This is a genomic window from Lacticaseibacillus jixianensis, from assembly GCF_003946485.1.
Lineage (GTDB): Bacteria > Bacillota > Bacilli > Lactobacillales > Lactobacillaceae > Lacticaseibacillus > Lacticaseibacillus jixianensis.
Genome location: NZ_RHOJ01000005.1, coordinates 49,303 through 63,774, shown reverse-complemented (window position 1 = coordinate 63,774; position 14,472 = coordinate 49,303). Strand labels below are relative to the sequence as shown.

12 protein-coding genes are annotated in these 14,472 nt (G+C 58.8%); 1 reads left to right on the top strand and 11 read right to left on the bottom strand.

Features of this window, described 5'->3' with window-relative positions; genetic code table 11:
• Window positions 1-6: 6 nt before the first annotated feature.
• The 9 genes from EKM85_RS03665 to EKM85_RS03625 form a co-directional block, all read right to left on the bottom strand.
• Complete coding sequence (locus tag EKM85_RS03665; RefSeq protein WP_125584914.1) at window positions 7-672, bottom strand: histidine phosphatase family protein; 666 nt, start codon at window positions 670-672, stop codon at window positions 7-9.
• 73 nt (window positions 673-745) lie between these two features.
• A complete protein-coding gene (locus EKM85_RS03660) occupies window positions 746-1,291 on the bottom strand; it encodes a methylated-DNA--[protein]-cysteine S-methyltransferase (RefSeq protein ID WP_125584913.1) in 546 nt (181 codons plus the stop codon).
• 49 nt (window positions 1,292-1,340) lie between these two features.
• Complete coding sequence (gene asp1, locus EKM85_RS03655) at window positions 1,341-2,222, bottom strand: accessory Sec system glycosyltransferase Asp1 (RefSeq protein WP_164510646.1); 882 nt, start codon at window positions 2,220-2,222, stop codon at window positions 1,341-1,343.
• Window positions 2,223-2,233: 11 nt separating this feature from the next.
• Entirely contained in the window at window positions 2,234-3,757 is a 1,524-nt protein-coding gene (locus EKM85_RS03650) for a glycosyltransferase (RefSeq protein WP_125584911.1), read from the bottom strand.
• A gap of 59 nt (window positions 3,758-3,816) precedes the next feature.
• Complete coding sequence (locus EKM85_RS03645) at window positions 3,817-5,340, bottom strand: glycosyltransferase (RefSeq protein WP_125584910.1); 1,524 nt, start codon at window positions 5,338-5,340, stop codon at window positions 3,817-3,819.
• A 206-nt stretch (window positions 5,341-5,546) separates the two neighbouring features.
• On the bottom strand, window positions 5,547-7,265 hold the full coding sequence (locus EKM85_RS03640) for a glycosyltransferase (RefSeq protein WP_125584909.1): 1,719 nt from the start codon (window positions 7,263-7,265) through the stop codon (window positions 5,547-5,549).
• A gap of 105 nt (window positions 7,266-7,370) precedes the next feature.
• The gene (gene mnmA, locus EKM85_RS03635) at window positions 7,371-8,489 is read right to left on the bottom strand and encodes a tRNA 2-thiouridine(34) synthase MnmA (protein ID WP_318530831.1); all 1,119 of its coding nucleotides are present in this window, start codon (window positions 8,487-8,489) and stop codon (window positions 7,371-7,373) included.
• Window positions 8,490-8,620: 131 nt separating this feature from the next.
• On the bottom strand, window positions 8,621-9,151 hold the full coding sequence (locus tag EKM85_RS03630) for a helix-turn-helix transcriptional regulator (protein ID WP_164510645.1): 531 nt from the start codon (window positions 9,149-9,151) through the stop codon (window positions 8,621-8,623).
• Window positions 9,152-9,273: 122 nt separating this feature from the next.
• Window positions 9,274-10,041: a nucleoside phosphorylase gene (locus EKM85_RS03625; protein WP_125584906.1), complete on the bottom strand. Its 768-nt coding sequence runs from the start codon at window positions 10,039-10,041 to the stop codon at window positions 9,274-9,276.
• A 169-nt stretch (window positions 10,042-10,210) separates the two neighbouring features.
• On the opposite strand from EKM85_RS03625, the gene EKM85_RS03620 reads away from it, so the two are divergent.
• Complete coding sequence (locus EKM85_RS03620; RefSeq protein ID WP_125584905.1) at window positions 10,211-11,605, top strand: FAD-binding oxidoreductase; 1,395 nt, start codon at window positions 10,211-10,213, stop codon at window positions 11,603-11,605.
• A 59-nt stretch (window positions 11,606-11,664) separates the two neighbouring features.
• Here the strand turns inward: EKM85_RS03620 and EKM85_RS03615 are convergent, their stop codons facing one another.
• Together EKM85_RS03615 and EKM85_RS03610 are read right to left on the bottom strand one after the other, a co-directional pair.
• On the bottom strand, window positions 11,665-12,006 hold the full coding sequence (locus EKM85_RS03615; RefSeq protein ID WP_125584904.1) for a DUF1831 domain-containing protein: 342 nt from the start codon (window positions 12,004-12,006) through the stop codon (window positions 11,665-11,667).
• A 97-nt stretch (window positions 12,007-12,103) separates the two neighbouring features.
• Entirely contained in the window at window positions 12,104-14,389 is a 2,286-nt protein-coding gene (locus tag EKM85_RS03610; RefSeq protein ID WP_379882258.1) for an HAD-IC family P-type ATPase, read from the bottom strand.
• Between the last annotated feature and the right edge of the window lie 83 nt (window positions 14,390-14,472).

Sequence of the window (14,472 nt, the reverse complement as noted above, 5' to 3'; positions counted from 1 at the left end):
TGCCTCCTAAATCGTGTCAGTGGGGTCGAGCGGCTTGGTGATGTAATCCGTGTCATTCCAGCGGACCAGCTCAAAGGGCAGCTGGGAGCCGTGCGCGGCCAAGATCGTGACGCTGCAGTTGGTCAGACCGCCGTCCTTGCGCATGTCCTTGATCGGCGTGCCCAGCAGGCTTTGGATCAAGGCCACCAGCGCGGCGCCGTGGCTGACAAACAGCAGATTATCGGCTGGTTGCGCCTTCTTCACTGCGTCCAGCACCACCGGCTGCATCCGCTCGATCAGCGCCGGAAACGATTCGCCCTGGATCTTTGTGGGATCGTACTCCCCTGGGGCATGACGAAAAGCGTGAAGCTCAGCCGGATACTTCTTCTCCACGTCAGAAAAACGCATCCCCTCCATCCGGCCGAGGTCGAACTCGCGCATCCCCACGGTGGTCGTCGTCGGGATGGCTTGACCGAGCTGCTTGAGCAGGTACTGCGCGGTTTTCTGCGCGCGCGGCAGCGGACTCACGTAGGCGTGCGCAAACTGCACCCCGTGGGCTGTCAGATACTTAGCAAGCTGGGCGATCTCCTCATAGCTCTCCTTGAGTAGTGGCGAATCGCCATTGGCGCCCTGGTAGCGCCCTTCCAAGTTCCATTCCGTCTTCCCGTGCCTTACAAAATATAACCGCGTCACTAAAACTCCCCCAGTATTCTTCTATAACTACTGATTATCGCGATTTACGCGCTGTAATTCAAGGGGGCCGCCATTATCCCGCGGCCGGCTGGTCTGCGACCAAGCACTGACGGTCAACGTCGACGGTGTGTCCTTCCATTCCGAGAAGCATCATTTTCCGGTCAATTCCCCCGGCGTAGCCAACCAGCGCACCGGCCTGGCCGATCACCCGGTGACACGGCACGATGACGCTGAGCGGGTTGTGGGCGACCGCGCCCCCGATCGCGCGCGGTGCTGCGCGGCGGCCAAGGCGCCGACTGACAACGGCAGCAAGTTCGCCATACGTGGTGACCGCCCCGTACGGGACCTCAAGCAAGGCGCACAGGACCGCCTGGCGGTAGGCAGTGCCGCTTAGCTGCACCGGCACCAGCCGCGGCTCGGGCTGCGCGCCGGCAAAAAAGGCCTCCAGCCAGCGGCCAGCCGTGATTAGCACCCGAGTCTCCTGCCGCGGCACCAGCCTCAGGTCGACCGTCCCGCCAAAATACTGCTGGTCTTGAAACCAGACCCCCAGCAAATGGTCATCATCAGCCAATAACGTCATCTCACCAAGTGGCGACTCGTAGGTACTCTGCGCTAACATTTGACCCCTCCATTTCCTTCTAGTCTATCATACGAACGCTTGTTTGTCTCTAGCGGTTGCGGCCATCCCCGCGTTCGCCCTCACTGACTAGCACCTGTCGCCAGCCATCGACTACCCGCTGCGCCTCGCCGCGATATTCGTCGATCACGACTGCGGCTGGCAGTGTCGGCATCGATTTGCGCGCCAGGGGGACCGCTTCCGGCACCGCCGCTGTCGGCGCTGAATTATAAAGCCGCTGAAACCTTTGCTGGGCCGGCCAGCTGGCCAGCAGCCAATCGTAATTTCGGCGATCGCAAACCAGTGCGCTCGCCTCCCCGAGTTCCTGCTGAACGTAGGCCTCGATCAAGGCGCGCATGGAGAAGAAGTGCTGGTCCGGTTCAATCAAGCGGATCAGGCCGATTTCCTTGCCGTCGTCATTAAAGGACACCTCCATCTGTAATGTGCCCGCCGGCGACAGATATTCTTCATGCGTCCGCCGCCCGCCGTACCAAAACTGCCGGCGGGAAAGAAAACCACGAGCATCGTAGCGGTCGGTCTCAAGGGTCTGCTCGGCGGCGCCGACATAAGTCACGGTGTCGACCGCGCCGCCCGGGATGACGTGCACCCGGGCAACCAGGCGGTCCCCGTCCGTGTAATCAACAGTCCGCGCTTTGCTCAGCGGAGTGCGATCATAGTAGCCAAGCCGTGCATCCAACCCATTCAACGTCAATTTCTGGCCAGTGAAACCCTCGGCCTTTTGAATATGATCAAACAAACCGACAACTGAATCTTGCTGGTCTTGATTGACCGTCAGTGCCCATTGCGGTGAATATTCGAGCAGGACCAGCCGGGCAGGCCGGCCGATCTTCTGAAATACCTCGAGGCGCTTGATCGCAGCCTTTTCAATCACCGTATTGTTGATGTTAAGCGTACCCTCAATAAAATAATCCATAATGACTCCCATCATTTGCCTTGGTAAAACGCCGCGGCTTTGTCTTTTACGGTCTGCCAGTAAGTGAAGACTTGATCGGCGCTGTAGCGTGGCGACTCGGCGTAGCAACCGGTTGAATAGTGCTCCCACACCTGCTTGCTGCCGAGCATCCGCAAGGCCTGAGCGGCGGCTGCTCGCCGGTCATCAATTGGCACGATCTCCCCGTTTTGCCCAGGAATGATGAATTCCCGCGGCCCGTATTTGAAGTCATACGAGACCACCGGGACCCCGTGAGACTGGGCCTCTGCCAGCGCCAAAATGGTTCCTTCCATTCGGCTGGTCAAGATCGATAACTGGGCATGGTCGTACGCTGCGCTTAGATCACGGGTAAAGCCGGGCAATTTGACCACTTCCTCCAGGTGGAGCTGCGCGATAAGCGCCAACAGCTCTTCACGATATTGCTTGTCCCGGGTCAAGCCCCAAATGTCCAGGGTCACGTTGGACTGCCGATCATGGATCAACTTCACGATCTGGACCAGTTCTTTCAGCCGCTTCAACCGATCGATGCGCGCCACGACGATGATCTTGCCAGGGATCCGCGCTGCCAGTGGCACCCGCGGCGCACTCAGCCGCTCTGGCGGGATCACCACGGCCGGGACCTTGATCAGCTTGGCTGCCGGAAAATTCAGCTTAACGTCTGCCATTTGCTGATCCGTCAGCACGATGGCACCATTCCACTGGTCCAGATTGTTCAAGGGCTGGCGGTAATTGAAGTTCAAATCACGAGACGCCGGGTCTGCCACCAGGTTGACCGCATGCACGCTGTGCATGTGGAAAAGGCGAAACGCGCGCGTTTTCATGTTCTCGATGCCCCACTCGTTCCTCCGGGTCCGGTCAACGATGAAGACGTTGTGGGGCGTGGTTTTGTTCAATTCATCGAAGAAGTAGCGATGCAGGTCATATATGCCTTGCAGGGCAATGGCTCGCCCATCGCGCCGGGTCACCTGAACGCTGGCCAAGCGCAAAGTGGGCTGCTGCGTGTAAAGAAAGCGCAGCCGCTCCTTGCCTTGGGGCGTCAAGTAGACCTGGCTGGTGAGCTTCAAGCCGGCATCGCGATAAGCGCGCACGGCCAAGAAGCCGCGGGGATCGTACTCTTCTTCAATGCGGCAGCGATTGTGATCGTCGTAGTAGCGCACCTTTTCGACCTGGCCGCGATCGTCAACCGCCACTTGCGCAAAGAGCTGCTGACCATCAGCGTAACGCGTGATGTGGTCGTCGTGATAACTAATGCGGTGACGCGCCGCAAACCCCAGCGAATCCAGGGTCACCCGCTTGGCGTAGGCGAATGGCACCTCACAGAGAAAATCGAACTCGTTGATGTAATTCTCCTCGTTCAAGCCAAATTTGCGGGCACTCGCGGTTTGGTCGTCCGTCCTGCCGGTGCTGACGATCTTGGCTGGCTCGTTAAATTCGTTGAACAGGTGCATGCGCTTGAGCTGGGCACTTTCGATGCCGGTGATCTCGCTTCTAAAGACATTCCCGATAAAGTAAAACATTAAACCCCTCCAATGCTCAGACCGTTAAGGACAAGCCGTTAGCGCTTACGGGAGCAGTTTCATTGCTGACAGTAAAAGGCTTCGGCCCGGGCTTTCACTGCCCGCCAAGACGCGAAGACGTGATCCGCACTGTAGCGCGCAGACGCGTCATAACACCCCGTCGAATAGCGCTGCCACGTCTCATCATCACCCAATAGTTTCAGCGCCTGGGCGGCTGCCGCCTGCCGGGCGCCGACGGGGACGATTTCACCGTTTCGCCCGGGGAGGATAAACTCCCGCGGGCCGTATTTGAAATCGTACGAGACTACCGGCACCCCGTGAGACTGGGCTTCTGCCAGCGCTAAAATGGTACCCTCAATTCGACTGGTCAGAATCATCAGCCGCGCGTGGTCATAAATCCCATTCAGCTCCTTGCTGAAACCCTTGAGCTTGACGACTTCTTCGAGGTGAAGTTGCGCAATGAGCGCCAGGATCTCGTCCTTGTACTTTTGCTCCTGCGTGAGGCCCCAGATATCCAAGGTGGTGTCGGCCTGTTGGTCATGGATCAGCTTGACCACTTGGACAAGCTCCTTGAGCTGCTTTTGCCGATCGATGCGCGCCACCGCGATGATCTTACCCGGCGTGCGCGCGGCAACCGGGACGCGCGGCGCAGCCAGACGCGCCGGCGGGATCACGACCGCTGGTACCTTGATGAACTTAGCTGCTGGAAAGGTCAATCTGATGTCGGCCATTTGCTGATCCGTCAGCACAATGGCGCCTTCCCAGCGGTCCAGGTTGTTTAAGGGCTGGCGATAATTGTAATTCAAGTCCCGCGAGGCAGCATTGGCTGCCAGACCAGACGCGTGCACGTTATGCAGGTGAAACAGACGGAAAGCCTTGGTTTTCATATTTTCGATCGCCCAGGCATTGCGCTGGGTGCGGTCGACAATAAAGACGTTGTGCGGCGTTGACTCATTCAGCCGGTCGAAAAAGTATGACTGCAAGGCATCGATGTTCGAAAGGATGATTACCCGGCCGTCCGGACGCAGGACCTGGATCGCGCCGACGCGCGGCGTTGGCTGATCCGTGTAGAGAAAGCGGAGCCGCGCTTTTCCTTGAGGATTAAAAAATACCTTGCTGACAACATTGAGGCTTTCATCGTAGTAATAGCGCACCGCCAAGAAACCGCGCGGATCGTATTGGTCCTCGACCCGGCTGCGATTGTGGGCATCAAAGTAGCGGACGCTCGTCACCTGGCCGTCAGCGGTGGTGGCCACCTGGGCAACCAGCTGATCCCCGTCAGCGTAGCGGGTGAAGTGGGGGTCGTGATGGCTGACGCGGTGATGCCCGGCCAGTCCCAGGGAAGCCAGCGTCACCTGCTGACGGAAGTCAAAGGGCACCTCACACAAAAAATCGTACTCATTGATGTACGTCTCCTTAGTCAACCCATACTTGCGCGCATTGACCGTACGCGCCATGGCGCTGCCAGTGCTCACTACTTTGGCCGGCTCATGAAACAGTTGAAACAACTTCAATCGCTTTAACTGGGCGCTTTCGATGCCTGTGATCTCACTGCTAAAGACGTTACCAACAAAATAAAACACATTAACCCTCCACTATCGATTCGTCCGCTGATCCCTCAGTCTTCAAATGCCGTCGCCGCTAACTACTCAGGCCGTTCGCCGACGTGCCGACGCCAGCCGGGTGAAGCGCTCTGCCGCTGCCTAAACGCAGACCGGCTGGCGCCGCTGTTGGGCCAGCTGCTCCAGTCAGGGGATTAGATGCGACGACCACCTTTAACCAGGCCCTGCTATCCATTCTTGATCCTTGTCAGCACCCGTGCCCATTGCTGCCAGCTGTGCGCGGCGTCAAAGCGGCGGGCGCGGACCCGCGCAGCGCGACTGCGCTTGACCCACACTGGATCATTCAACAGCAGTTCAACGACGCAGCGCGCGGCCCGCTGCGGGTCATCTGCCGCGACTAGGTAGCCGTTTTCACCATCTCTGATAAATTCACTTGGGCCGTACTTGAAGGCGTAACTGACCACGGGCACTCCGCGGGCCAAGGCTTCGTTGATCACCAGGCCGGTCCCCTCCCCCTTGCTCGTCATCAGCAGCACCCGACTTTGGTCCAACACTGCCGCAGGATCATCCGTATACCCGTTAAAGTGGACGCTTGCGGTGAGCCCTTTAGAACGAATCAGCCGTTCTAGCTGAGTTTGATAGTCGCCAAAGGCCGCGATGTGACCACGCCCCCAAATTTCCAGGGTGGCATTAGGCACATTTTCTTGCACCAACTGCAGGATCTCAATCGCGGCTTCGATATTTTTCGCCGGATCCACCCGTGCCAGCATCACGATTTGGTGCCTGGAGCGAGCCGCGACGGCTGGCACCCGCGCCTTTAGCTGCGCGTCAGACAGCACGCTGACGTTGGCGTGAAGGACCTGAACCTGCGGCCAGCGGCGCTGGAGCGCTTCGGCCTGCTCTGCCGTGCTGGTGATCACGCCGCGCCACAGCGCGAAATGGTCAGCAACGGGGCGATAGTAGCCGCTCACTTGCTGATCCTTGCTCGCCACAACTGCATGAATGAAGGCGAAACATGGGGCGGTTAGGGTCATGTGTTGAATTGCCGGCTGAACGTCGGCCGCACGGTCCACGATAAACACGGCAGCCGGGTCGCGGCGGACCAATTCATCCAAAAAATAGCCAGCCAGCGCCGCCTCGGAAGTAAAACTACGCGTCTGTTGCCTTTTCCAATCAGTGAGCAGTAATGAACTAGGATGATCGTCCCCATTTCGGTACCAAGCCGTTAAACAGCCGCGGCCAAGTTGGTCCTGATAGGTCGTGTGCGTGTGGATCAGCCGCCCGTTCTCCACGCTAAACCACAGGGTGTTAGCCAGCGATCCTGTCGGCCGGTAAAAGCTCACACTGCGCGACCGCCGCTGATCATCATAGTCATATACAGAAACGATGCGGCCTTGCCGATCCCGGCGCACCTTTCGAAGCAGCCGGTCCTGGCGGAAGTAGCGGGTGAGCAGCCCCTCTTGAGTCTCAGCCGTGAACAATCGAGGCGCCACGGCGGGCGCGCGCACCGGGGTCTGATAATCGATCCCACAGAAATAATCGTAGAGGTTGACCACGTCGGCAGGCGAAAGCCCAAACCGAGAGCAGCCGTTGAGAATATACTGACTGAACTGAAAGCTGACCAGACGGACTGGCACACCGGACTGCTTGAAAACGTGATACCGACTATATTCAGCTGTTTCCACACCGGTGACCACGCGCGGCGGTGCAAACATATTCACGAAGTAATACAAGCCCCTCACCCACTGATTATTTATTAGATAATTAAATCTTATCATGTTTAAGCGTGCAATACGTTGGCTCACACCAATTAATTCATCTTTGCGAAACCAGCCCCGCTCCCAGACGATCCCGGAAGCGTGTACGCAAGGACGAAAAAGCAGCCAATCAGGTAATTTCAGGCCCAAAACCGTTTTTTTCACCATCAAGGAGTAGGCGATACGCACCCAGTCCGCTTCGCCATTTGAGCGCACATGAGCAGGTAAAATTAAACAAAAACACCAGCCCCGGCTGCTGACAGCTGAGTCTGGTGCAATCTTACTGACTGATCATTAGACGTACTGCAGCACCTTCGCGTCGCTGTACGCCACGTCGATGGTCCCGCCGCCGAAGCACTCGGCGCCATCGTAAAGCACGACGGCCTGCCCTGGCGTGATGGCCCGGACCGGGTGATCAAACTCGATGCGGGCTTGATCACCATCGAGGTGCACAGTCACCCCGACGTCCTGCTGGCGGTAGCGGAACTTCGCCGTGCAGTGAAAGTCGGTAGCTGGTGCGGCACCGGTGAAAAAATTCATGCCGGAGGCGGCAAGGCTAGTGGCCATCAGGTGCGGATTCTCGTAGCCCTGGCCGACGTACAGGATGTTCTTTTGAATATCCTTGCCCACCACAAACCACGGCTCAGAATTCTCCGAATTGCCGCCGATGCCAAGCCCGGAGCGCTGACCGATGGTGTAATACATCAGACCATCGTGCGTACCCTTCTCCTCGCCATCGTAGGTCATCATCTTGCCAGGCTGGGCTGGCAGGTAGGTACTGAGGAACTGCTTGAAGTTGCGCTCGCCGATAAAGCAGATGCCGGTGCTATCCTTCTTGTGAGCCGTCGCCAAACCTGCCTTCTCGGCAATGGCGCGGACCTCAGACTTTTGCATGCCACCAATTGGGAACAGCGACTTCTTCAGCTGGGCCTGCGACAGCTGGCTGAGAAAGTAGGTCTGGTCCTTGTTGTCATCAGCGCCGCGCAGCATGTGCACGGTGCCATTCTCGTCGGTCGTGAGCTGCGCGTAGTGGCCCATGGCAATGTAGTCGGCGTCGAGCTGGTCGGCGTAGTCGAGAAACGCCTTGAACTTGATCTCTTTGTTGCACATCACGTCGGGGTTGGGCGTCCGACCGGCCTTGTACTCGGCCAGGAAGTACTGGAACACGCGGTCCCAGTACTCCTTTTCGAAGTTGATGCCGTAGTAAGGAATGCCGATTTCATCGGCCACCTTTGCGACGTCCTCATAGTCGGTCGTGGCGGTACAGACCCCGTTCTCGTCTGTATCGTCCCAATTCTTCATGAACACCCCGACGACGTCATACCCTTGCTGCTTGAGGAGAAGCGCCGACACGGACGAATCCACGCCGCCAGACATCCCCACCACAACGCGGGTGTTGCTGTTGTCCAAAATGATCACCATCATTTCAATCAGATTCTGGAGTTATCCGATTTGAAGGTCGTCAATTCCAGTAAACTTCATTATACCAGTGAGCGCGGGAAACACAACGCTATCCGAAAGTAAGCGCTGGGCGTCCCCGGTTTTCACCTGCGTAGATAATCCGCCCGGACGATCGCCATGTAATCGGCCTCTTGCGCCGGCGAAAAAAGCATGCCGGCTTGCCGCATGACCTTGCTGACCGCCAGCGACATGGTTTGGACCACATACGCCACCGCCGTGACCCCTTGGATCAACAGCTGGTAGTGCTGCTCCAACACCGGCTGTAACACGGCCGCCTGATCAGCAGTCAGGCTGGCACTCAGGCTGATCATTTTGGCCAAGATCAAGCGGCGCAATTCGTCAGAGGTCGCCCCCCAGCTGACACTTTTGGCCTGGTCGCGCTGGCCGATCAAAGGCAGCCGTTTGCGCTTGGGCTTCATCCCGACGAGCATTTCCGGTGGGGCGCCGAGTACCTTGCTGAGTTGACCCAGCTGTCTGAGCGATGGGACTGCGGCCTCGCTCTCCCAGTGTCTCAACGTTTGCGGCGTGATCGACAGTGCCTGCGCCGTGCCTTCCTGCGACTGACCAACCGCCATGCGCGCGGCGGCTAAGTCCTTCCCCATTGCAAAAGCCATGTCTTTCTCCTCCGGCCGACCCCTGCGGTCGGCCTGTTTTGCTTTAGTTGCGGTCATGTGACTGCTTGGGTCATAGGCTAACACTTTTCTGGCGCCGCGTTCAGACCTGACAAAACTGTGCGTTAGCGCCTGACAGCCTGGGCCACTGCAACGGCTGCTGCAAAGAAATCAGCAACAGCATGCGTGCGCTGGCTTATGCGCTCGTCCCAACCGGTTTCGGCAACGTGGTCGGCGGTGTAGAAGAACTGGTAAAGCCCCAGCTGACGAAACTGGCTCCAGGCAAACAAGGCAGCAGCCTCCATCTCAACGACCTGCGCCCCTAAATCGATCATTCGCCGCTTGCGGGCCGCCGTCTCGCGGTAAAAGGCATCTGTGGTCCAAGTCACCGCTTGCTGGTGTGAAAAGTGGCTGCGGTCAAAAACCGCCTGCATCGTTGCGACCGCCGCGGGGTCCGCCGCAATCGTCGGGCTGGCCGGCGCGTAATGATAGCTCGTCCCTTCATCTCGGATCGCCGCAGTCGGGATGATGAGGGTATCGGCGGCCAGGTGCGGATCGAGGACGCCGCATGAGCCGAACACGACAAACTGCCGCGCCCCCGCCCCATATAGTTCCTCAAGTAGGCCGACCGCATTGGCGGCGCCGATCCGCGGCATGAACAGCGCAAAACGGCTGCCGCCGGTTTCATACTGATAAACCGGCTCCGGCCCGTTGATCGACGACAGTGCACCAATTTGTTTCAGCTGCCCCGCCCCCAGTAGACTGGCAACTAAAGCGCCAGAAAACGGACAAAGCACCGTTTTAGGCATGCCGACCGCCGCGATCGGTTGCTGCTTCACCACATCGGCTGGGTTGATCAAGGCCGGGTCTTCATCAAACTCTTCTAATAGCATGCGCACATCCCTCTCATGATTATGTTGAGTCTCATTATGACACTCGTCCAACCGCTTCACAATCGCCCATAAGCCGCCGTCAACAATGGCAGGAATGCCTTTTTACCCCTACTTTCTCGCGGCGGTGGTAGGGTAGTCATGTAAGCGATTTTAGAAAGGAAGCCATCCTATGACAGTTTTTGCGGCATTTTCGAACGAAGAGATCCTCGCCGACCTTAAGGCTAACGTGAGCGCCGGCAGCGTCATTACCGACCCTGCCACGTTGAAGAAGCAGTCCTTCTCCCCTAACCTGACTGATGACGATTCTGGGCTGGCGCTGGCATTCATTGAAGCCCACAGCACCGCCGACGTCCAAGGGGTGCTCAAAACCGCGCGGAAGTATCACGTCCCAATCGTGACGCAGGATCACTTCACTAGCACCGTAATTGGGGCGGACGGTATCGCCGGCAGCTTCATCCTGTCCACCGCCGGCATGAACCAGATCAAGGAAATCAGCAAGGCGGACTCGCTGGCCGTGGTCGAACCCGGCGTCATCAACGGCGACTTGGACCAGGAGGCGCGCAAGCAAGGCATGTTCTACGCCCCTGACCCCGGCTCCAAGCCGATCTCCGGCATCGGCGGGAACGTCGCGACGAACGCCGGCGGCATGAGCACCGTCAAGTACGGCGCGACCAAGGACAACGTGCTCGGCCTCAAAGTGGTGCTGGCGGACGGCCGCGAGCTCAAACTCGGCGGGCGGACGCTGAAGCAGGCATTCGGCTACGACCTCACCCAGCTGTTTGTGGGCTCGGAAGGCACCTTGGGCATCATCACCGAGGTCACGGTCAAGCTGATGCCGATTCCGCTTGGCACGCCGGTGATGGGCATGGCCTTCTTTGAGAACATGACGGCGCTGGCCGAGGCAGTCGCCGAGATCCGGATCTCCGGCGTCTACCCAACGATGCTCGAGGCAATGGACCACCCGACGATCCAGGCCATCGACCAGTACGACGGCACCGACTATAGCAAGGAATCCGGCGCCATGTTGATCTTCAAGATCGACAACGGCACCAAGCAGGCCATGGACGTACTGGACGCGCTGCTGACCAAACACGGGGCACGCGACATCACCATCACAGAAAAGCCCGAGGAGCAGGCCCAGCTGGAAAAGGTGCGCCGCGACATGCTGCCAGCCATTTTTACCGGGCAAAACCACATCATGGAAGACATGGCGATGCCGCTGTCCCAGCTCGCGCCGATGATGGACTACATTAAGCAAGTCGGTGAAACGCTCAACATGAAGATCTACACGGCAGGCCACGCCGGCGACGGCAACGTCCACCCATCCATCGTCTGGCCGCTTGAAGAACAAGGCGTGCCCGCCAAAGTCAGCGAGGCACTGTCATTAATGTTCAAGAAGACCCTTGAGCTGGGCGGGACGATTTCCGGCGAACACGCGGTGGGCATGCTGAAAAATCAGTGGAACTACGCGGAGCTTGGCGAAGCCGTGGACATGCTCCAGCACCAGATCAAGGCGCTTTTGGACCCGATGAACCTGCTCAATCCGAAGCGCAAGATCAACTAACGCGCATTGAACGCAAAAAGGCCGCTGCGATTTTCTTTCGCAGCGGCCTTGTATTGCGCTCAGACCTCTTCAAGCACCTGGCGCTCGATCATGTTATCAATAATGAAATGATACTGCTCGACGTTGTCGGCCGTCTTGTCGGTTTTGAAAATGTTGATGGCCTTCAGCCCGTTGGCCGTGGTCACACCCATTTGAAACCCGGACAGGTCCGCCTTGAACGTCACCTTCAGCTTGTTGGCCTGGGTGAACGGCGAATTTGGGTCCAGCGAGCGCTCCAGCTGAAAATTGCCGTTCTTTGTTTTCACAAAGCCCAGATCCATCAGCGTGTAACGCTTGATATTTGGCGAGATTTGATACTTCTTCGGGTCGCCCAAGACGGCACCGGTTGACTGTAATGGCATATAACCCACTCCCTGTGCGCACACTGGCGCTTGTATTCGCTTTTATCTTACCATAATCGGTAAGGCGGGGCCAAAAGCCACGGCCGCTTCCGCCCGGTCAATTGCCTGCCGGATGCACCAGCGAGCCCAAACCGGTGAGCAGCACCCCGACCAGCAGGGTCAGGCCGAGCGCGTACCCGATGATCGGAAGCCCGATGGCGGCGACCCCGAGACCAAAAGCGGCAATGCCAACGGTCGCGACAGTGTTGAGCCCAATCGCCAGGTTGACCGGCTTGCTGGCCGCGCTGGCCCAAAACGGTTTCTTAGTCCGCGTCATGAGGATCGTGAGCATCGCGCTGAACATCAGAAAGCAAAAGAGTGCCGTGCTGATCTGGGCGGTAGTTTGGCCCCTCCGCAGCAGCCAAAGCAGCCACCCAAACCCCGCGAGCGTCCAAGTGCCAGCGTACAGGCCGGCCGTTTTGCCCAGCTTGGTCATGTCCCAGGACTCGGGATGGCGGCTGATCTGCGCGTGATCCGTCCCCAACACTAGCGTAACAAGGTCGTTAAGCAGCGCGACCATGATCATCGCATTTAGGCTCAGCGGCAAGAACCCAAACAGCAGGTAACCGAACGTCAGCAGGATACTCAGCTGAGCGGCCCGCGACAGCTTCGTGATGGTCCAGGTCATCATGCGCTTGTAGACGCGGTGGCCGCTCTCGAGCACGTCGGTCAGCGAGCCGAGACCCGGCTTCAACAGCACCATCCGGGCGGAGCGCTTGGCCAAGTCGACCGCCGTGGCCACCGCAATGCCGAGGTCAGCGCGTTTGAGGGCCGGTGCATCATTCACCCCGTCCCCGGTCATCCCCACAATATAGCCCGCCTTTTGAAAATGGGTCACGATCGCCAGCTTGTCTTCAGGGATCACGTCTGCGATCCCCGCCAGCGCACTCAGCGGCCGGTCTGGCCGAAGCGCCGCATAGGAGATCACCTCGCCCGGCAGCGCGACCTGCCGGGCAACGGCGGCTGCCGTTTTCTGGTTATCACCAGTCAGCATGAGCACCTTGACCCCGCGGGCGCGAATGGCCGCGATGGCCGCAGCGCTGTCAGGCCGCGGTTGGTCTTGCATGATGAACAGGCCGACCAGCTGGTTGCCGACTGCCACTGCGGTGGTCCTGCCTGCCGCAAAATCGATCGCGGCCGGCAGCGTATAGGCCGCCGTCACTTTGGTCAGTTGTTTCAGCGAACCCAGCCGGACAATTTGCGTCCCCGCCGCGGTAGCCACCGCGACTTGTGAGTAGCCGGTACTGGAATCAAACGGTTTGTAGTTGCCTTGCTTCAAGGCTTTGATCTGTTTCTGCGCCGCATAATTCTGCACGGCCAGATCAATGACGCTGGGTTTGCGTCGATCCGTCGCCGTCAGGGCCAGCTGGAGCACCTCGCCATCCGGCCGTGCGGACAGGTTGTAGTAACCGACGACGCTGGGTTTGTTCGCAGTGATGGTCCCGGTTTTATCGACGAGCAGCAGGTTCATGTTGGCCGCTTCCTGAATGCCGGTCAGGTCACTGACCAGGATCTGCTGGCCGCTGAGCACCTTGGCCTCCACCGAGTTGGCCACGGCGAAGCTCGACGGCATCGCAATGGGGATCGTGGCAATGACCAGCATTGCCAAAAAAGGCAGAAGCGTAAGCAAATTCTGCTGCCGGATCAGGCTGGTGGCCACCAGGATGAGTGCCAGGACCGCGTCCACCGCCGCCAGGTAACCGATGACCTTGCCCAAGAGCTGCTGCAGGTGGCCGGGGGCTGAGTTCTTGTTGATCAGGCTGATGGTCTTGCCTGAGCGGCTGGCCTTACCGGTGGCCGTCACCCGCCCAAGCGCATGGCCTGCAGTGAGCTCGGTGCCGGCAAACGCGGCGTCCCCCACCTGCCGCGACACCCCTTTGGCCTCGCCGGTGATCGAGCTTTCGTTGATGTCGGCGCTGCCTTGGAGTAGCTTCACGTCGGCCGGCACCAAATCGCCGCTGGTCAGGCTGACGAGGTCGCCGACCACCAGCTCGCGCGCCGGCACCCGGTGCCACTGGCCATCGCGCATCACGGTGGCCGTGAGCGTCAACTGGTCGGTCAAGCCGGCCAAAATGGTCGTCGCCTTACGCTTTTGAACCGCGCCGTTGATGGCCGCAAATAGCAACATCACAATGATGAAGCCAGCCTGGATGCCTTTGCCCAAAATGACTTCCAGCAGCAGCGCCCCTTCCAGAATCCACGCAGACGGCTCCCACAGGCGCTGGGCCACCGCCCTCGGCATGCTGAACGGCTTTTCTGCGACCTCGTTGGGCCCGTCTTTGGCTAAGCGGGCCTGCGCCGCTGCCGCCGTTAACCCAGAGAAGTTGCTTTGGTTCTGCGTCAAACTGATCCCTCCCTCGAACAATGCCTCAATCACTACTTCCACACTACGCTTTTGCCCGCGGCTACTGAAAGGCAGGAATAGAT

Excerpts from the sequence above, each read along its gene's own strand:
- EKM85_RS03650 (WP_125584911.1), bottom strand. The coding sequence starts at position 3,757 with ATGTTTTACTTTATCGGGAATGTCTTTAGAAGCGAGATCACCGGCATC.
- asp1 (WP_164510646.1), bottom strand. The coding sequence starts at position 2,222 with ATGGATTATTTTATTGAGGGTACGCTTAACATCAACAATACGGTGATT.
- EKM85_RS03625 (WP_125584906.1), bottom strand. The coding sequence starts at position 10,041 with ATGCTATTAGAAGAGTTTGATGAAGACCCGGCCTTGATCAACCCAGCC.
- EKM85_RS03620 (WP_125584905.1), top strand. The coding sequence starts at position 10,211 with ATGACAGTTTTTGCGGCATTTTCGAACGAAGAGATCCTCGCCGACCTT.
- EKM85_RS03615 (WP_125584904.1), bottom strand. The coding sequence starts at position 12,006 with ATGCCATTACAGTCAACCGGTGCCGTCTTGGGCGACCCGAAGAAGTAT.
- EKM85_RS03630 (WP_164510645.1), bottom strand. The coding sequence starts at position 9,151 with ATGGCTTTTGCAATGGGGAAGGACTTAGCCGCCGCGCGCATGGCGGTT.
- EKM85_RS03660 (WP_125584913.1), bottom strand. The coding sequence starts at position 1,291 with ATGTTAGCGCAGAGTACCTACGAGTCGCCACTTGGTGAGATGACGTTA.